Below are 19011 nucleotides of genomic sequence, written 5' to 3'. Positions count from 1 at the left end.
GGGATAATCAGTATAGGCTTGACATGCCCCTGTTTGTTTCATAATTGTTCTTTATTCGTTCTGAAATGGGAACCGGAATATGCTCACTACCAAGCAACATGAACTTTTGTGCTTCATAGACGTTCGCCTCAAGGAAACGGGAGTTTCGCCATCTTTTGAGGAGATGAAAGATGAACTGGGACTCAAGTCCAAATCCGGTATTCATCGGCTGATTAGTGCATTGGAAGAACGGGAGTTTATTCGCCGGCTGCCAAACCGGGCTCGTGCGCTGGAAGTTTTGAAATTGCCTGAAGGCGGTATGGCTGCGGCGAGCACGAGCAATGTTGTCGAAATAACGTCGATACAAAAAACTGTTCCAACGCAGGCACCTCAGGCTTTGCCAAAAGTTAGACGCGCTGTTGCAAATGATGATGTTATTGAAATTCCGCTACATGGCCGCATCGCAGCTGGCGTTCCTATCGAAGCGATTGAGGGCGAGACGGCGCTGAGCGTTCCGGCTGCCCTGCTTGGCCCCGGCGAGCATTATGCGCTGGAAGTTTCGGGCGACTCGATGATTGAAGCGGGTATATTGGATGGTGACTTTGCGCTTATACAGCGCACCGAAATCGCACGCGATGGCGAGATTGTCGTTGCGTTGATCCATGATGAAGAAGCAACGCTGAAATATTTGCGGAGAGAGAATGGCAATGTCCGGCTGGATCCGGCCAATCCTGCCTATGAACCGCAGATATATGGTCCGGGAGAAGTCCGCGTTCAGGGTAAAATGGCGGGACTGCTGCGGCGCTATAACTAGATTTTGTCTGCGCTTGATCAAGGCGCCTGATCGTCAAGCTGCGCGAGGTTCGTTGCATAATTCGTCTTGGATGGTCGAAATCAGCTGCCCGCTCATCCTGATGCAGCCGAAGGATGGCTTGACCAATCTGCGCTTCAACCTGCTCACTACTAAATAGGCCTGATCGAAGGCCAAGTTTTGCATAGTTTTGAACTACTTTATTCGTGGGGTTCCTCCCGCGTGATGCCTTCATAGGGTTTCCTGGCCTTCGACGCGCGCTCCGCCATCGACTGCTCAGTCTCAAAGCGCGTCCACGGGTGACGTCCGGTTCGCTGCAATACTGTGTGGATTTCGGAATTTTCCAGATTGATTGTCATACCGCCAACTTTGCGGAGCATATCGCGGTCAACTTTCAGCCATCGCGGTTCGCAACTGTTCGGCAATCGGCGCTCGCTCACCACGATATCGGCGCGGCGGCATGCGGCTGCCAAAGCCATAGCGGGAATGTAATACGAACTGCGGGTCGCCAGCAATATCCAGTCCCGACCCTCTTTGTTTAAAGTAACCGTGCAACTGTCGTTGTTACAATCCGCGTTTGGCCAATCTTCCAGCGCCATTGCTTCGCCATCGACGCCAGCATTTTCGAGCACCATGTTGCGGATAAAATCACCGCTGCGGGTTCGCAGCATCGCGAGATCTCCACCATCGCTGCGAATACCGACATGGCGACCATCGCCCGTAATATAGATATCAGGCGCGCGGGTTCCGACGATAAACAACGCGCCAATCGCAATGGGAATTGTCCCTAAGTAGCGCCATTTCTCTCGCCATAAACACATCCATATCCCGCCAAAAATTACCAGTGCGAAGGCTCCGGTGGACATTGTTGGCAGCATGGTGACAGCGCCCGGTCTTGTAGAAACAAAATGGGCTAGTGCTAGCAGAAAACCAAGCATTTTTTCACACATCCACCAGACAGGCGCGCCGAGGCCTACGCTATCTAGCAGCAGCGCGAGTGCCTCCAGCGGCATAATCAGAAAGGTCGTGAGCGGAATAGCAATGATATTTGCGAGTGCCCCATAAATTCCCGCTTTGTGGAAATGATAAAGTGCTATCGGCATCAATGCGATTTCAACCACCAGGCCGGTCAAAAACAGCGCCAGCACAGCGCGGCCTGCCCTCCGGAGCAAGCTCTCCTCGCGTCGCGCAATTAGCTTTTTCATAGCGGGAAGTTCGTGCAGCGCGATAATTGCCGTGACGGCCGCAAAACTGAGTTGAAAACTCGGCCCAACCAAAGATTCTGGCCAGAGTATCAAAACAAAAAGCGCGCCGGCTGCAACCATGCGCAAGGTGATCGCGCTGCGGCCCATCATCAGCGCGATCAGGACCAGCATGGCAGCAACGCAGGCGCGGATGGTTGGTACCTGCGCTCCGGTCATTAATGTATAGCTTAGCGCCGCGACGGCCGCAAAACCGGCGGCAATGATCGGCAAACGAAAACGCAGCGCAAGGAAGGGAGAGAGCGCCAATATCCTCAATACCGCAAGGTAAACCGCGCCCACTATTGCGGTAACGTGAAGCCCGCTGATCGAGAGCAGATGGGCAAGCCCGCTACGGCGCATGGCTTCCGCATCAGCTTCGCTGATAGCGCCACGATCGCCCGTGGCCAGCGTCGCCCCTATGGCCCCCGCTCCCCCATCCATCCGTGACCGAACATGGGCCGCAAGCTGGCTCCTGACTTGCTCCGTCGGAAGAATCTGCCGTGCTGACTTGACCAGTTCAATATCGCCCAGCACCTGTCCGGTTGCCCCTAATCCGGAAAACCAGGCGCGCTCTGAAAAATCATAGGCGCCGGGCAAAGACGCCATGGCAGGCGGCATCAAGCGCGCGCGCAGTTTAATGACTGCGCCTGATTGCAAATGGCTGATTTCCTTGAGCTGTTCTCCACTGCCCAATGGAAGATTAACCCGGACACGGGGAGGCAGGTTTTGTTTCTCCTGCGTTGCCAGCGTCAGTCTCAAAATATCTCGCGCGGCGACGATTTCGGATTGCTCAATCTCTGCATAAAAACTGGTAACAACAGGCCGCTCCAGCGCCGGTGCGGCGACCATCAAGGATCGGAACCAGATTAACCCGCATCCCAGCGCCGCTAGAAGAGCGAACCAAAATATCGCCTGCGCAGACCTGCTTCCATTTCCCGACGCCGCCGCAATCGTCGCCATTCCGATACAAAGAGCGAGAAAAGCCACCGCCGAATAAGGATTCGCGGTCAAATACCAGATGGCTATACCGCAGGCCACTGCGACGGGAGCCCATAGGGCAAGCTGATCGCGCTCCTGCTCAAGCCGTTTTTCCAACCACTGCCAGTTCGGACGATTATTCCGGGCCGGGAACAATTGTCGCAAACCAAATCGCGTGCTAAGGGCTTGATCATTCGGCGTGACTTGAAACCCGCTAGCGGTGCCAATGCTTTCCGAATTCAAGCCATTTTGCATAAATTTTCTTATCACAGGGAAGCACCAAGCGTGAATCTTAATCAATCCAACCCGGTCGTCACCCGATTTGCGCCCTCTCCTACCGGTTTTCTGCATATTGGCGGCGCGCGAACCGCGATGTTTAACTGGCTTTTTGCCCGGCATCATGGCGGCAAAGCACTGTTGCGTATTGAAGATACGGATGCAGCAAGATCGACTCAGGAAGCAATTGACGCAATTTTGGAAGGTCTGGAATGGCTTGGACTGGATTGGGATGATGAACCTGTATTCCAATCCGAACGCGCGGCCCGCCATGCCGAGGTCGCTTATGAACTGCTGGCATCGGGCAATGCCTATAAATGTTTCGCAACATCGGAAGAACTTGCAGAAATGCGGGAGAAACAAAAGGCCGAGAAAAAACCAATGCGTTATGATGGTCGCTGGCGGGACCGCGATCCCTCAGAGGCATCGGCCGATGCACCTTATGTTATCCGTCTGAAAACAGAGCAGTCTGGCAAAGTAACCATATCCGACGCCGTTCAGGGCGAGGTCTCCGTGCAAAACAGCGAGATTGACGATTTCATATTGCTGCGTTCAGACGGCACCCCCACTTATATGCTCGCGGTGGTCGTCGATGATCATGACATGGGCGTGACCCATCTTATCCGCGGAGATGATCACCTCAATAACGCCTTCCGGCAACTTGCGATGATCCGTGCGATGGGCTGGAAGGAACCTGTTTACGGCCATATCCCGCTGATTCACGGCAATGACGGCGCAAAACTGTCAAAACGGCATGGAGCACTGGGCGTGGAAGCCTATCGCGACATGGGCATCATGCCAGACGCGATGTTCAATTATCTCCTGCGTTTGGGCTGGGGCCACGGCGATGACGAGATTATCTCGCGCGCGCAAGCTATCGAGTGGTTTGGCCTGGACGGCGTGGGCAAATCCCCATCGCGATTTGATGCAAAAAAGCTGCAAAACCTAAATGGGCAGTATATTCGTGACGCCGATGATAGCGCCCTGGTTGCATTAACGACGCTTGGGATCGAGGAACTTCTTGATCGGAAATTGGATCATTCCGATACTGAATTACTGGCAAAGGCCATGCCGGTTTTGAAAAACAGGGCTAAAAATCTGATCGAATTATCTGAGAATAGTCTTTTTCTCTTTAAAAAGCGTCCACTTGGCCTCGACGAACAGGCAAAGTCTCTGCTAGATAATGATGCACGGACATTGCTAAAATCGATTCACGATGCTTTGATGGATCTGGAAGACTGGACGCTCGAAGCAACGGAAGAAAAAACCAAAGCGATTGCGGAGTCTGCCGAATTGGGGTTAGGAAAGCTCGCACAACCTATGCGCGCGGTACTAACGGGAAGCACCAGTTCACCCGGTATTTTTGACGTGTTAGTACTTTTGGGCAAGGAAGAGTCACTCGCCCGCATCGCAGATCATATAAAATAACCTGAAATATTCAGGGTAAGAAAGGACAATATTGTGGGCAACAATAGCGCAAAACTTGAGATCAATGGCCAACATTACGAGTTCCCGATTATGAAGGGAACCGAGGGTCCTGATGTTATGGATATCCGGAAGCTTTATGCGCAAACGGATGCATTTACTTATGACCCTGGCTTCACATCAACCGCGAGTTGCGAGTCCGAATTAACATTCATTGATGGCGGCAAGGGCATTTTGCTTCATCGCGGCTATCCCATCGAGCAACTGGCAGAGCATAGTACGTTCATGGAAGTGGCTCATCTCTTGTTGCGTGGAGAACTTCCCAATTCCGACCAATATAGCGAATTCACCAACACGATCACGCGCCACACCATGCTGCATGACCAGCTTAGCGGATTTTATAAGGGTTTTCGCCGAGATGCGCACCCTATGGCAATTATGTGCGGTGTTGTCGGTGCGCTGTCTGCCTTCTACCATGACAGCAGCGACATAAGCGATCCCAAACAGCGAATGATTGCCAGCCACAGGCTTATTGCAAAAATGCCGACAATTGCGGCTATGGCCTATAAATATGCAGTTGGTCAGCCCTTCCTCTACCCCGACAACAACCTGTCCTACACTGGCAATTTCCTGCGCATGACATTCGGTGTACCTGCGGAAGAATATGTGGTTGATCCCGTGATTGAACGGGCGATGGACCGGATATTCATTCTCCACGCAGATCATGAGCAAAATGCGTCTACTTCGACAGTCCGCCTTGCCGGCTCATCGGGCGCAAATCCCTTTGCTTGCATTGCAGCGGGCATCGCCTGCCTCTGGGGTCCTGCTCATGGCGGAGCCAATGAAGCGGCACTCAATATGCTCCACGAAATCGGCCATCCCGATCGCATTCCCGAATATATCGCGCGCGCAAAGGACAAGGATGATCCTTTCCGTCTGATGGGCTTTGGCCATCGCGTCTATAAAAATCACGATCCTCGCGCCACGGTGATGCAAGAGACCGTCCGCGAAGTATTTGCAGCATTAAAAGTGAATGATCCGGTTTTTGACGTTGCGCTTCAACTTGAGGAAATGGCTCTGAATGATGACTATTTCAAAGAGAAAAAGCTCTTCCCGAATGTCGATTTTTATTCCGGCATTATCCTGTCAGCGATCGGGTTCCCAACGTCCATGTTCACGGCCTTGTTTGCCCTAGCTCGCACCGTCGGGTGGGTAGCGCAATGGAATGAGATGATTTCAGATCCAGGCCAACGTATCGGTCGACCACGTCAGCTCTATACCGGCCCAACGCATCGTGATTATGTGCCAATCGACAAGCGGTAATTTGTAATAAACCAAAAGCCGAAAAGGGAGCCAATGGGCTCCCTTTTTTGTGCCTCCGCTGACGGCAAAAACTACTTATGACTTGCGGGCAGGTAACGCCAAAGTGAAAGTAGCGCCCTTGCCTGCAACGCTTTTCACGGAGAGTTCGCCTTCCATAGCCGTTGCCAGACGGCGGGAGATAAACAGTCCCAAGCCGCTACCCCCGTCCCCGGAACGGCCAAGCCGTTCAAATTTTTCGAAGACTTTAGGCTGATCTTCCTCGGCAATACCAACACCCTGATCCCGTATTGAAATTGAAGCGCGTTCGCCGTCACTATTCACTGCAATCTTTATCACCGAACCATCGGGAGAATAACGGATTGCATTGCCTAGCAAGTTGACCAAAATCTGTAGAACCCTGCGAAACTCTCCCAATGCAGGAACCTGATTCTCCTTGTCCGGCAAATCCACGCGAATTTGATGATCAGCCGATTTGACTGCCAGTAATCCGGCAGCCCGATGTGCAAGATCAACCAAATCAATCTCGTCAGCGACCGCTTTGAAATTCGGTCGCTCGATTGCTTCGAGATCCGAGAGATCATTGACCAGGTCCAGCAAATGACGACCAGCCGATGCAATGTCCTTGGCATAATTCGCATAGTCACCGCGCAAGGGCCCTTCCAGTTGGCTGCCGATTGTCTCTGCATTGGCGATTATCTTTCCAAGTGGTTGCCGCAAAGCCGGACCGAGTTGCGCCCCAAATAGGGAGTCGCTGATCAGATTGCCGCGATCAGTGCTGGAGTTCGATTGATTATCGACGGTATTATCTATCTCCAAAGAGAATCGATAACCCGAATAAAGCCCTGCGGTGTCGATCAGTGGATGCCCGGTTAATCCAAAAAGTCGCTTTTCGCCGATGTTCATACGAACGCGCTGGTTTCTGATCGGCTGACGTTCTGCAATAGCTTCTACCAATGCGCCATGTTTTGATGGTGGCAGAATGTCAAAAACATCGAGCAACGATTGACCGATAGTCAACACTCCAGCCTCGAGATCGCTTGGCAATGAAACAGAAACAATACGCAGGGAGGTGTCTGTTCTCATCGTACCGAGACCTGCCAATTTATCAAAATCCCGTTGCCGACCGGATGATTGTTCATGCGCTAATGGCGCTTGGCTCTCGTTCCAATCGACTATGGAAATATCCATGCTCGTATCATCTGGCCCGCGATGCAGCCTTGTTTCAACCCACATATCAATGGTGCTATCATCGTCCGCTGCTCGAACGGATCGTGAAAGATTCATGCCCAGCTGTTTACTCAGCCGGCAGATATTGGCGAGTTGCGGAACGGCAAGTGGCCCGCCCTCATAACCGCCGCAATTAAAGTGCAGGCGCAACAACAAGGGATCGGCAGAAATTAATCTGCCGTCAGTGTCGAGCCTGCCGCGCACCGGCTCCGCAAGATTACCTGATGGCCTCACCCCAAATAGGCGCCGTCTGTATTGACGGAAAACAGAGTTTCCGCCTCAAGATAAGATAAATTCATCCGCCACTTTGCCATCAGGCCCTTGGCGGTTTCGATATCAATTTCGTTGTAAGATGCTGCAGTGAGTATTGCGCCAGAAGCTTCTAGCGTGGCAAAAATGGAAAGCGCATGTTCCGGCGGCAACTCCGATGCACGCATGACAATCACCAGGCGCGCCATATTTGGCTCGGCGGTGAATATGGTGATCTGATCGACTGATAGCCCCGATTGCCGAGCCAATTTTGCGAGGAAAAGATGCAGCCCGTCGTTAAGAGGGTGCGGCTGCAGACAAAATGTCCGATTGGGATTGCTCAATAACAATGCCAATCTACCCGCCCGGCTTTCAACAGAAGCGCTCTCGTCATGCAAACCGAGCATATTTTCAGCAGCCATTATCAAACCGTTGCCCGTGTAGTTCGCCAGTTTCTCCAGTGCGGCAACGACGGGCCAAGCCAAAGCATGAAGTGTCTCTGCCGAAAGGTCGCTGAGACTGACAAGACTGGCGGCTTTGCGGCCATGCGCAACCAAGAGCGCCATTGCAGCTTCAGCAATGGCGTTATCTTCATCATCAAGATGCTGCGTAAGGGTATTCTCCAAATCTTCCTGCGAGGTTTTTTGCAGCAAACGAGATTGCAGCTCTTCCTTTTGCGCATTCACAAAAACGCTATTCAGCAAGGTCTGCTTTTTCAGTACGCCGGTTGTTTCAAGCAACTCATAGCTGCGAGAATTTTCTCTGGCGGCAAGGGATTTAATCGCTTCGTTCGATACACCAAATTGCTCCATCGCGATCAGGCAGATTTCTGATTCTATTGCGGTTACCAGCGCACATAAATATTGCCGCGCATGGGAAAGCATCCGATCGGAAATAACCACGTTTGATTTCGGGAATAACGCGGCCCCCAAATCATGGGAGATATACCTGCTACCGGCCCGTAATGCCGTAGCCTGCTGAACAAGCCTTTGTCCTTGATTGCCGTCCATTGAAAAATCTCGTTTCGCCATAGCCTGGCCGTAATCTAATGTGGTTAATATCCGGCTAAGTGCAATAGCGCGCTATTTGGCGGAATTCTGGACATCACCGTCATTATCGCGTGACAAACCCAAATGTGCCACCAGGAAAGCCGCGCAGAATAGTGCAGCGACATAGAGACCACTAACAAAACTGCCAAAGGACGCACCAGCGAGAAAAATCATTATGACGAGCAAAATACTGGGTTTCAGCATTGCTAAACGGCCGCTGGATCGCCCCCTTATTGCCGTTGCCAAATTTCCCACAAATATGGCCAGAATCACCAAATTTGGCAACAAAAGTCGTGGACCTGATTCCACAAAAACCAGTATTATCAACGCAATAAGGGTCAAAATTGCAAAAGCAATATTTTGAACCCGTTCGCCATTCGGACGACGCGCAAAAATCGGAATTCGACCCCCAACATATGCCAGCAAAGAACCCGCTACCAGAAAACCAAGAGATGCAACCGACCAGGAAAAATATGCGAGTACTGTGGCTATGGCTCCACAGACCATGCTGCTAATGCCTATATTCCGTGCAGAATTTTCTCTTCTCCAAAGCTTTGGCAGCAAACGCCGCGTTAACGGCCAAGCGATCCATTTTTCTAGAAAATTTTCTTGGAGCGAACCGCTGTTGTTGAGTTCGGAACGCGTATATTGTGCAATTTGAACATTGCTAAAGAGCGTTTGGATCCTGCCATTATCGATGTCACTATCCAAAATTATTGTTCGATTGCACTCCGCTTGAACAGCTGTTCTGAGCAAAGCCGAGCCAATGTCCCAATCATCGGGGAGATCGAGCAAAGCTGACAACCGCGATGCTTTCAGCTTAGCAATCCCGAGCCATCGGTGATTGAGATCGATGCGTTCAAAGTGTGAATATTGATCCGCATTTGATGCGACAAATATCGTTTCGCCTTGCCCTACCCCAAGAGCGTCTATCAAATCTTTTCCGGGCAAAATTCCATCTTCCAAATAGAGCAGGTCATCATTATCCGAGGCATATTGCGCGAGATCCTGCGCCGAGCGAACAATTTCTGCGCTAATACCTTCCTGTTTCAAACGGTCGATATATTGGAGCAGCGCGCCAGACATCGTTGGGCTAAGAAATATGATTTTCTCAGCGCCAGCGGCGCACACTGCCTGCACTTGAGCCTGAGCAACCGTTCCATTGAATAGCGGCAGCAAACCGATGGGCACCCGCGTTTCGACATCTTCTTTGGCAAATGAAATAAGAGCAAGCTTCAACTATCGCGATCCCGAATAACCTCAATCGCTTCATAGGCGCAGTGGGTTGGGCTTGCAATCTAACGGTTGTTTAACAAAATAGATCAGTCGCGACGCGATTCAATCGCAGTGATTGCCCTCTCCAGTTTACGGAGAATCACAGGGTCACCGGGTGCCGAATGAGCCGCTTCGTCGGCGAGCTGCAAAACATTGATCGCTCCGAAGCTCGCCGCCAGGCCTTTCAATCGCCAGGCTGCATATTCCCAGTTCGCATCGCATCTCGCGCGGCCTAGCAAATCAATTTGTCGTTTCGCACTTTCCAAAAATGCTGTGCGCAATTCTGAAATCAGTGATTGATCATCACCTACCGCAGCAGCCAAAGCTGCATCAAGAGCCCCATAGTCAAATGACATGCCAACCTCATAGAAGCTCCATGGTTAACTAATGGTTTCTTACGATCAGATTTATGGTAAATAGATGTCATGACAGGTGGATCAAAAATTATCGGGATGTGGCGCGACAAAGCGGATGAGCCATTGGTTGAAGCTTCCGAAGTCGAGGGTGAGGAGGAGAATAGTCCCTCCGAGCTCGCTTCTGAAGAATCAGAATATGTGACTGAAAACATAGACTTTGAAGGTGATGGCGAAGCTGATGAATGGAAATATTATGCTGATGAAGAGCCTGTAGAGTCGACTTTAAAGCAATATGCCATCCCTGCTTTAGCCGTGTTTGGGGCATTGCTGTGGACCGGCTTTTTCCTGTGGGCAAACCGCGACATTTTTACAACAATACCAACGTTGAAATCCGGCATTGATCTGATCACTCAATGGTGTTTGCCGTTGGCCACACTCGGCGTGGCATATTTGCTCTACATGCGGAACAGTTCAAATGAAGCTTCCCGCTTCAATGATGTCGCACAATCACTGCGGACTGAATCAGATCAGCTGGAAACCAGGCTCAAGACGGTAAATAACGAACTTTCGATAGCTCGTGAATTTTTGATGCAAGAAACCAAAGAGCTGGAGTTTTTTGGCCAACAATCGTCACAAAAATTGCAGACTGCTGCTGGTGCCATAAAGACTTCGCTAGCTGATGGCTTGACGAAAATGAATAAACTGGGTGACGTAAGCGATGCGGCTTACAAAAACCTGGAACAACTCCGGGAACATTTGCCGGTCGTTATCAACACCGCAAAAGACGTGACCAATCAAATCGGCAACTCTGGCAGAACGGCGCAGACCGAGATGGCGGCGATGGTGACAACTCTGAAGCGCATTGGCGAAGTTGGCACCGCAGCAAAGCAGAGCATTAATGATTTGACGAAAGGCTCCGATGAATCGTTAGGAAAACTTTCAGAAACGGCCGACCAAATCGCCGAACGCCTCAACAAGCAGCTTGAAGAAACCGAGACTGGTACTGAAAAAATTGCCGCTCTGCTAAAATCCAGCAGCGCAGAAGTTATTGAATCGCTCAAACAAGCGCAGATCAGCCTCGCGCAGGAAACATCTGAAACTTCAACGGCAATAAAGGGTGACCTCGACTCTTTCGAAACGGCGTTAAAGGCTCTCGGCGAAACCGCTGATGATGAAGAAACGCGGCTCAAAGCACTGGTGGATGAATTGCACCAGAGCATCGCCGACGTTTCGATAAAAGTTGCCGGTCTCGACAATGAAAGCGGGGAGAAAACGGCAAAACTTGCGTTCGGTATCGCTGCCTTGGAAGAAAACTGCAACAGCATGCAAAATTCCTTGAAAGTAGGGCATGGCGTAGCCGATGGCATGATCGAACGAATGGAGAAACTTCTTACCGCGCTCGATAGCAGCGCTCGCGAACTTGACGAGACCCTACCCGCAGCCTTCGAACGCGTAACAGCCAAAACTGAAGAGAGCTTAACAACTTATCGGCAAATAACCAACGAAGCCCAGAAAGCCGGCGAAGCGGCCGAGGGGGTTGCGGCCTCGGTGCGTCAGGCTGATGAAGCAATTGCCGCACAAGGCCAAAACCTCAAAAGACTGCAAGATGATGGCCTCGCTACCACGCAGACCGCGCTGGACAAGATCGATGAACTAGCGAAATCCCTGGCTGAGGTACGAGAACAAAATGAAATGCTCGCGGAAAGCTCAGGTGAGAAACTGATTAGCGCGCTACTCAGAGTTAAAGAAACCGCAAACCAGGCTTCCGAATATACCCGGGAGGCATTGGAAAATTCCATCACTGGATCCGCGCAAACGTTTGAAAGAGTAAGCGAAGAAGCGTTGTCACGGATTATCGATGAGAAAATCTCGTCTATTGCGCCGAAACTGGAAGCTGCAGTCGCCAGCGCCGTTGCAACAACCCAGTCCACAGCTGGCCATCTGACTGAACAACTCAAAGCCATCGAAGATATGACTGCGGACCTAGAGCAGCGCATATTGTTCGCTAAGGAGAAAGCGGAGCAGAGCAGCGACGAGAATTTCACCCGGCGCGTTGCCATGCTTACCGAATCACTCAATTCAACGGCGATTGATGTAAACAAAATACTCTCGAACGAGGTCACAGATACCGAATGGGCAGCCTATCTAAAAGGCGATCGCGGTATATTCACGCGCCGCGCCGTGCGCTTGCTGGATAGCGGCGAAGTCCGCGAAATATTGACGGAATATGACGCGAACTCTGAATTTCGCGAGCATGTTAACCGCTATATTCATGATTTTGAAGCGATGCTCCGCGGAGTGCTGGCAACCCGCGATGGCAGCGCGATTAGCGTAACGCTTCTGTCGTCGGATATTGGCAAGTTATACGTGGCGCTGGCCCAGGCTATTGAACGTCTGCGGGGATAAACGCAGCTTAGCGGAGACGCTCTCGACTGTTGAAAATATCAATTGTGTCGAGCGTGATCCATCCGTTGATATAATTCATATAGAATAGTCCAAAGGCGACCGTCGCAAGCAGCGTGGTCATACCGATGACCTTTAACGGCTTGAAATTCCCCGGTGCCCCATCAGCTTGGCCGGGAATATCATCAACGCCCAGCTCCTTGTTATTCTTCACGCCGAACGGCAAGATGATGAAGGCAGAAAGCACCCAGAACAGAGCATAAATCGCGATTATTGATACTGTTTCCATATCCAGTTATGCCTCAATCACCAACACCGAAACTACCGGCTTTTTGCCTGTCCATTCGGTTGCCGCACGGCGCACCAATAGACGGATCTGCTCGGAAAATTTCTCCAAATCTCCAACGGGTTTCTTGTATTTATTTGTTATTTCAGCGCAAACTTCGTCAAGAAACTCGTCCTCGTCTTCTTCAAGAGGGACGCCTTGCAGCTTCAGTACCGGCTCGCCGAATATTCTTCCACCGTCATCCAACGCCACAGCCACGGCAATCGATCCGTTATGAGCAATTTTGCGACGGTTATTCAGTGTTTTGCCATCGGCGGGTAATATCACATCACCATCCAAGACCAGTCGCCCGGTGCGTTCCTGCCCTATGACTTTCGGTTCACCCGGGGCCAACTTTAAAACATCGCCATTTTGCTGGAATATCGCATGAGGGATGCCCTGCGCTTTACCAAAGCGCGCCTGCTCTTTCATATGGCGAATTTCGCCATGCACCGGCACGAGTATTTCAGGACGGATCCATTCATACATTGCTGCCAGTTCCGGGCGTCCGGGATGGCCGGAGACATGGATATGCTCCTGCCGCTCGGTGATCATCACCACGCCTTTGGCGGCGAGCTGGTTCTGAATACGGCCAATGGCGATTTCATTGCCGGGAATTTGCTTGGACGAGAAGAGCACATGATCGCCTTCAGTCAGCTTGATCTTGTGGGAATCGCCAGCAATTCGTCCCAAAGCGGCGCGGGCTTCACCCTGCCCGCCGGTGGCGATGATCATGACTTTATCCCGCGGCAAGCTCATCGCTTCGTCAAAATCGACCGTCGGCGGGAAATCTTTGAGATATCCGGCTTCCCGGGAATTTTCGATAATGCGATCAAGCGAGCGGCCTGCTACGCACAAGGTACGCCCCGAATGTTTTGCAACTTCACCCAATGTCTGCAAACGTGCGGCATTGGAGGCAAATGTGGTCACCACAACACGCGTATCAATATCATCCACGACCCGTATCAAATTCCGGCGGACCTCACCTTCAGAACCTGACGCTTTATCATTGAAAACATTGGTGGAATCACAAACTAGCGCCAATATGCCCTGATCACCGACGGCGGTGAACTGTTCTGGTGTAGCCGGAACGCCGAGTAGCGGTTCGTCATCCAGTTTCCAGTCACCAGTATGGAATATCTTGCCATAAGGCGTGTCGATCAAAAGCGCATTGCCCTCTGCAATACTGTGAGCAATGGGAAAATATTGGAAACCAAATGGCCCCAATTCCAAGCTGCCCTCATTGGGAATGATATTGAGTTCAATATCATTCTCAAGACCTGCTTCTTCCAGCTTTCGGCGAATCAGACCGGCTGTAAACGGTGTCGCAAAGAGCGGCACGTCCAGTTCAGCGGCAAAATAAGGAATCGCGCCGATATGATCTTCATGACCATGGGTGAGGACGATACCAAGCAGATCCTCTCTACGCTTCTCGATAAACTCCAAATCGGCAAAAACAAGGTCAATACCCGGATAGCCGGGATCGGCAAAGGTCATGCCTAAATCGACCATCACCCATTTGCCGTCGCAGCCGTAAAGGTTCACATTCATACCAATTTCCGCTGACCCGCCAAGGGCCAGGAAAAGTAGTTCGTTTTTAGGTTTTGTCATTAGGTTTTAGTTGCTCTCTGGTAGAGGATAAGAAGCCCGCGCAATGTGAGGTCGGACTCCAGATGATCAAACACATCAGTATGTTCATCGAAAAGGACGGCAAGGCCGCCGGTTGCTATAATTTTTGTGGGTCGACCGATCTGGGTCTTGGTGCGCGCGACCAGGCCCTCGATCATGGCGACATAACCCCAGAAAATGCCAATTAGCATCTGGCTTTCGGTCGTGGTTCCGATCACGCTGTCAGTTTCAGGGGATTCCAAGGCAATGCGCGGTAATTGGGCCGTTTTCCCGACCAGTGCATCTAACGACAGATTAATACCAGGCGCAATGACCCCGCCTTTATAGGCGCCTGCATAGTCAGCGACATCAAACGTCGTCGCCGTGCCAAAGTCGATGATCACAATATCCTGCTTGTACGTATCATGGGCTGCAATGACGTTCAGTACGCGGTCGGCACCAACAGTATCTGGCTGTTCGACATCAAGGGCGATGCCCCATTCCGCCGCGCCGCGACCGGCCACCAGCGGAGTCACGCCAAAATATTTCTCCGATAAAACCGTCAGGTTATGGAGCGCGCGCGGAACCACGGTCCCTATGATAACTGCGTTAACCGCATCAAGATCCAGTGCATTCAATTCCAGCAATTGCCTCAGCCAGACAACATATTCATCCGCTGTCCGCCGGGCATCGGTAGCAATACGCCAGCGCGCCTTGATCTCGTCACCATCAAACAGCGCGAACACGACATTGGTGTTTCCGGCATCTATCGCTAGTAACATGGCAAACCCTTTCTCTTAGCCGGCTTCAACATCGCCAGCATGAATGTCGATAAGCGTTCCGTCCGGCTTTCTCAAGCGCAGCGCACCTGCATCCGACAATCCGGCATATTGGCCTTCAATGCGATTATCTTTATCTATGGTCACCGACAATGGCGAACCAATGCCATGTGCCAGTTTTTCCCAATTATCGAGAGTTTTTCGCAATCCTGCGGAGCGCCATGTTTCCAATCGGTGGGCAAATCTTGCTGCTAATAGCTCGAGAAAGTCAGCGGCCGTAAGAGCAGAGTTCACCCCCGCCTGGTGTAAACTGGTCACAACCCTGCCCTCGACTTCCGGTACAACGGCAACGTTTACGCCGATGCCGATTATAACGCGATTTTCAGAGCGCTCGAGCAATATGCCGCAAAGCTTATGCCCCGTGAGCAGGATATCATTAGGCCATTTCAGTTCGAGTTCAGCATCCGGCAGGCATATTTTTATCGCATCAAAGACGGCGAGAGATGAAACGAACGAAAGTGATGTTGCAGGCGGGTCATCAGGTTTGGTATGCACCAAGGTGCTACAATAGAGATTGCCTTCCGGACTCTCCCATTTGCGGCCCAGCCTGCCCTTCCCGCCAGTCTGCTTTTCCGCACGGAGCCAGAATCCTTCAGCCAGACCATTTGCAGCAAGCTGCTTCATGTCCGCATTTGTCGATGCGGTTTCGGCGACTGTTTCTATTTGAACGTTCAGAATAAAGCCTGCGCGGCATTAGCTGTAATCGGTGCGAGTAACGGAATAGTGAAATATCCCAGCGGCGACACGGCCAGCGCTAGAGCACCGATAATTGCATTTTCAGTCTTGTGCCCGGTCTTCACAATCTCGTTTGCTGGATCGTCAAAATAGATGATCTTGACGACTTTGATATAGTAGAAGGCACCGATCACCGACGCCGCAATACCAATTACGGCCAGCGGTAACATACCCGCAGCCACTGCCGCATCAAATACCAGGAACTTACCCCAGAAACCGAATAGCGGCGGAATGCCGGCCAATGAGAACATGAAAACAGCAAAGGCTGCCGCCAATCCCGGACGGGTTTGCGATAGACCGGCAAGGCTGGAAAGGGTTTCCAACTGTTTGCCGTCTTTATCCCGCATTTCCATAACGCAGATAAAGCTGCCCAACGTCATTGCCAGATAGACAACGAGGTAGAAGAGCATGGCTGACACGCCCTGCGCCGTTCCTGTCGCCAAACCAATCAGCATGAAGCCGACGTTGTTGATAGAGCTGTAGGCCAGCAGGCGTTTAATATTCTGTTGCCCGATAGCGGCCACCGCGCCGAGCACGATTGACGCCAAAGCGACGAAAACGATAATCTGCTGCCATGCAGACGTTTGCCCGCCAAAAGCATCGATTATCACCCGCGTGGTCAGCGCAACGGCAGCAACCTTTGGTGCACTGGCGAAAAAGGCCGTGACTGGGGTTGGTGCGCCTTCATAAACGTCGGGTGTCCACATATGGAAGGGTACAGCGCTAATTTTGAACGCCAGCCCTGAAAGCACCAGGACCACACCAATTAAGGGTCCGGTTGAAAGATCACCACTCAAGGTTTCGCTGATCACCGAGAAACTAGTTGATCCAGCAAATCCGTAGACCAATGAAATGCCGAATAACAGCATGCCGCTTGCCAAAGCGCCGAGTACGAAATATTTCAGACCAGCCTCTGAACTTCGGCTATCGGTCCGGATAAAGCTGGCCAGTACGTAAGCTGAAAGACTGTTGAGTTCGAGCCCGATATAGAGCGTCAGCATGTCTGTTGCCGACACCATCATCCCCATGCCGATGGTGGCGAAGATGATCAGAACCGGATATTCTGGTCGATATTCCCCGGTTTTCTGGAAGAAACGTGGCGCAACAATCAATGATATTATCGCCGCCAAATAAATCAGCAACTTGGTTAGGTTGCTGAATGCGTCCATTCGATAAAGCCCACCGAAAGCATCTCCGCCAAATTCATAGGCGTCGTTGGTCATAAACTCGATGAGATACGCCGATGCGCCAAATAGCGCTGCAACCGCCAATATAGTTATCAGACGGGCAGATTTCTGGCCGCCCCAGGCTGCCATGATCAGAAAGATCAGACTGCTGATCGTAAGAATGATCTCGGGCCGGGTAAAATAGAGGGAGATGGCATAATCCATCAGTGTGCCTCCCCTTCAGAATGATGTTCTTTTTTGATAACCGCTTTCGCCTCGCCCATTTTCAGATGCGCGTCACCTTCAGGCGCAGCACGATCAATTCGCGCGACCAGTGTTCCAACATCGCCACGGATCGGAGCCAGGAAGCTTTCGGGATAAACACCCATCCACATGACAGCCGCAGCGATTGGAGCCAGCAACGCCATTTCCCGGGCCGACAGGTCTTTCATTTCCTTGACATCCTCATGCACGAGTTCTCCAAAGGCCACGCGGCGGTAGAGATAAAGCATATAGCCTGCGCCTAGGATGATGCCCGTCGTCGCCACCAAAGTGACCCAGCTATTGACCTTGTAAAGACCAACGAGCGAGAGGAATTCGCCTACGAAACCACTGGTTCCGGGCAGGCCGACCGATGCCATTGTGAAAAGCATGAACAGCAGTGCGTATTTCGGCATATTGATTGACAGCCCACCATAACGGTCAATCTCACGGGTGTGCAGCCGGTCGTAAATCACGCCAACGCAAAGGAAGAGCGCGCCGGAAACCAATCCGTGGCTCAGCATCACGATGATCGCGCCTTCAATGCCCTGACGGTTAAAAGCAAATAGCCCCAGCGTCACAATCGCCATATGGGCAACCGAGCTATAGGCGATCAACTTCTTCATATCCTGCTGCACCAAAGCAACGAGCGACGTGTAGACCACTGCGACCATCGACAGACCGAAGATCAGCCAGATAAACTGCTCCGATGCTTCCGGGAACATCGGAAGCGAGAAACGCAGGAAGCCATAGCCGCCCATTTTGAGCAGCACGCCAGCCAGAATCACAGACCCGGCGGTCGGTGCCTGAACGTGCGCATCGGGTAGCCATGTATGGACCGGCCACATCGGCATTTTTACCGCGAAGCTGGCGAAAAACGCTAGCCATAGCCACGTTTGCGCGCTCGGATCGAAATCATAATTGAGCAATGTCGGAATATCCGCCGTGCCCGCTTCCTGCACCATCCAGAGCATTGCGATCAGCATGACAACCGAACCTAGCAGCGTGTAGAGGAAGAATTTATAGCTGGCGTAAATCCGGTTTGCGCCGCCCCAGATACCGATGATCAGATACATCGGAATCAGGCCCGCCTCGAACAGGATATAGAACAGGAACATATCCTGCGCCGCAAACACGCCGATCATCAGCACTTCCATGAACAGGAATGCCGCCATATATTCGCCAACCCGGGTCTGGATCGCTTCCCAGCTTGCCCCAATGCAGATCGGCATCAGGAACACGGTGAGCATGATTAGCATCATAGAAATGCCATCTATGCCCAGCGCCCAAGCGAAATTGCCGAACACTTCCGCGCGCTCGACATATTGCCATTGCGGGCCGCCGATATCGTAATTGACCCAAAGCACGACACCAAGCACGAAAAGCACCAAAGTTGTTGCCAGCGCCAGCAAACGCGCAGCCTGTGCATTCAGGAACAGGCAGATAATCGCTGCCAGCATTGGCAGTCCCATCATGAGCGAC

General features: G+C 51.7%; 15 protein-coding genes. 4 read left to right on the top strand and 11 right to left on the bottom strand.

Going from position 1 to position 19011, the window contains the following annotated elements:
- Nucleotides 1-79: 79 nt before the first annotated feature.
- Nucleotides 80-793 carry a transcriptional repressor LexA gene (lexA, locus tag HF685_RS01250; RefSeq protein ID WP_168817901.1) on the top strand — a complete coding sequence of 238 codons (714 nt, stop codon included), beginning with the start codon at nt 80-82 and terminating at the stop codon, nt 791-793.
- Nucleotides 794-990: 197 nt separating this feature from the next.
- Here the strand turns inward: lexA and HF685_RS01245 are convergent, their stop codons facing one another.
- Nucleotides 991-3267: a ComEC/Rec2 family competence protein gene (locus HF685_RS01245; RefSeq protein ID WP_168817899.1), complete on the bottom strand. Its 2277-nt coding sequence runs from the start codon at nt 3265-3267 to the stop codon at nt 991-993.
- A gap of 30 nt (nt 3268-3297) precedes the next feature.
- Between HF685_RS01245 and gltX the strand changes: the two genes are divergently transcribed.
- Together gltX and HF685_RS01235 are read left to right on the top strand one after the other, a co-directional pair.
- Nucleotides 3298-4716 carry a glutamate--tRNA ligase gene (gene gltX / locus HF685_RS01240; protein WP_168817897.1) on the top strand — a complete coding sequence of 473 codons (1419 nt, stop codon included), beginning with the start codon at nt 3298-3300 and terminating at the stop codon, nt 4714-4716.
- A gap of 90 nt (nt 4717-4806) precedes the next feature.
- Nucleotides 4807-6036, top strand: coding sequence for a citrate synthase (locus tag HF685_RS01235; protein ID WP_425500195.1), 1230 nt, complete (start codon nt 4807-4809; stop codon nt 6034-6036).
- 75 nt (nt 6037-6111) lie between these two features.
- Here HF685_RS01235 and HF685_RS01230 read toward each other — a convergent pair whose 3' ends face one another.
- From HF685_RS01230 to HF685_RS01215, 4 genes are all read right to left on the bottom strand, one after another.
- Nucleotides 6112-7497, bottom strand: a complete 1386-nt coding sequence (locus HF685_RS01230) for a sensor histidine kinase (protein ID WP_168817892.1) — start codon at nt 7495-7497, stop codon at nt 6112-6114.
- Nucleotides 7494-8414, bottom strand: a complete 921-nt coding sequence (locus HF685_RS01225) for a hypothetical protein (protein ID WP_168817890.1) — start codon at nt 8412-8414, stop codon at nt 7494-7496. Before HF685_RS01225 ends, HF685_RS01230 begins: the two co-directional genes overlap by 4 nt.
- Nucleotides 8415-8594: 180 nt before the next feature.
- Nucleotides 8595-9800 (bottom strand): hypothetical protein, encoded by a 1206-nt coding sequence (locus HF685_RS01220; RefSeq protein ID WP_168817888.1) that lies wholly within the window; start codon nt 9798-9800, stop codon nt 8595-8597.
- 83 nt (nt 9801-9883) lie between these two features.
- Entirely contained in the window at nt 9884-10192 is a 309-nt protein-coding gene (locus tag HF685_RS01215) for an Hpt domain-containing protein (RefSeq protein WP_168817886.1), read from the bottom strand.
- 69 nt (nt 10193-10261) lie between these two features.
- Between HF685_RS01215 and HF685_RS01210 the strand changes: the two genes are divergently transcribed.
- Nucleotides 10262-12598 carry a coiled-coil domain-containing protein gene (locus HF685_RS01210; protein WP_168817884.1) on the top strand — a complete coding sequence of 779 codons (2337 nt, stop codon included), beginning with the start codon at nt 10262-10264 and terminating at the stop codon, nt 12596-12598.
- Between the two features lie 7 nt (nt 12599-12605).
- Here the strand turns inward: HF685_RS01210 and HF685_RS01205 are convergent, their stop codons facing one another.
- From HF685_RS01205 to HF685_RS01180, 6 genes are read right to left on the bottom strand one after another with little or no spacing between them, the layout of a single operon-like run.
- Nucleotides 12606-12884: a DUF1467 family protein gene (locus tag HF685_RS01205; RefSeq protein ID WP_168817882.1), complete on the bottom strand. Its 279-nt coding sequence runs from the start codon at nt 12882-12884 to the stop codon at nt 12606-12608.
- Between the two features lie 6 nt (nt 12885-12890).
- On the bottom strand, nt 12891-14531 hold the full coding sequence (locus HF685_RS01200; RefSeq protein WP_168817880.1) for a ribonuclease J: 1641 nt from the start codon (nt 14529-14531) through the stop codon (nt 12891-12893).
- Nucleotides 14531-15310, bottom strand: coding sequence for a type III pantothenate kinase (locus HF685_RS01195; RefSeq protein ID WP_168817879.1), 780 nt, complete (start codon nt 15308-15310; stop codon nt 14531-14533). Before HF685_RS01195 ends, HF685_RS01200 begins: the two co-directional genes overlap by 1 nt.
- 15 nt (nt 15311-15325) lie before the next feature.
- Complete coding sequence (locus tag HF685_RS01190) at nt 15326-15991, bottom strand: biotin--[acetyl-CoA-carboxylase] ligase (RefSeq protein WP_168817876.1); 666 nt, start codon at nt 15989-15991, stop codon at nt 15326-15328.
- Between the two features lie 47 nt (nt 15992-16038).
- Nucleotides 16039-17493, bottom strand: a complete 1455-nt coding sequence (nuoN, locus tag HF685_RS01185; RefSeq protein WP_168817874.1) for an NADH-quinone oxidoreductase subunit NuoN — start codon at nt 17491-17493, stop codon at nt 16039-16041.
- Complete coding sequence (locus HF685_RS01180; protein ID WP_246218852.1) at nt 17493-19004, bottom strand: NADH-quinone oxidoreductase subunit M; 1512 nt, start codon at nt 19002-19004, stop codon at nt 17493-17495. The genes nuoN and HF685_RS01180 overlap by 1 nt, the downstream gene beginning before the upstream one ends.
- Nucleotides 19005-19011: the final 7 nt, after the last annotated feature.

The organism is Parasphingorhabdus halotolerans (assembly GCF_012516475.1).
GTDB classification, from domain to species: domain Bacteria; phylum Pseudomonadota; class Alphaproteobacteria; order Sphingomonadales; family Sphingomonadaceae; genus Parasphingorhabdus; species Parasphingorhabdus halotolerans.
This window is presented reverse-complemented; position numbering and strand designations above follow the sequence as displayed.

Excerpts from the sequence above, each read along its gene's own strand:
- lexA (WP_168817901.1), top strand. The coding sequence starts at position 80 with ATGCTCACTACCAAGCAACATGAACTTTTGTGCTTCATAGACGTTCGC.
- HF685_RS01245 (WP_168817899.1), bottom strand. The coding sequence starts at position 3,267 with ATGCAAAATGGCTTGAATTCGGAAAGCATTGGCACCGCTAGCGGGTTT.
- HF685_RS01235 (WP_425500195.1), top strand. The coding sequence starts at position 4,807 with ATGAAGGGAACCGAGGGTCCTGATGTTATGGATATCCGGAAGCTTTAT.
- HF685_RS01215 (WP_168817886.1), bottom strand. The coding sequence starts at position 10,192 with ATGTCATTTGACTATGGGGCTCTTGATGCAGCTTTGGCTGCTGCGGTA.
- HF685_RS01210 (WP_168817884.1), top strand. The coding sequence starts at position 10,262 with ATGACAGGTGGATCAAAAATTATCGGGATGTGGCGCGACAAAGCGGAT.
- HF685_RS01205 (WP_168817882.1), bottom strand. The coding sequence starts at position 12,884 with ATGGAAACAGTATCAATAATCGCGATTTATGCTCTGTTCTGGGTGCTT.
- HF685_RS01200 (WP_168817880.1), bottom strand. The coding sequence starts at position 14,531 with ATGACAAAACCTAAAAACGAACTACTTTTCCTGGCCCTTGGCGGGTCA.
- HF685_RS01195 (WP_168817879.1), bottom strand. The coding sequence starts at position 15,310 with ATGTTACTAGCGATAGATGCCGGAAACACCAATGTCGTGTTCGCGCTG.
- HF685_RS01190 (WP_168817876.1), bottom strand. The coding sequence starts at position 15,991 with ATGAAGCAGCTTGCTGCAAATGGTCTGGCTGAAGGATTCTGGCTCCGT.
- nuoN (WP_168817874.1), bottom strand. The coding sequence starts at position 17,493 with ATGGATTATGCCATCTCCCTCTATTTTACCCGGCCCGAGATCATTCTT.
- HF685_RS01180 (WP_246218852.1), bottom strand. The coding sequence starts at position 19,004 with ATGATGGGACTGCCAATGCTGGCAGCGATTATCTGCCTGTTCCTGAAT.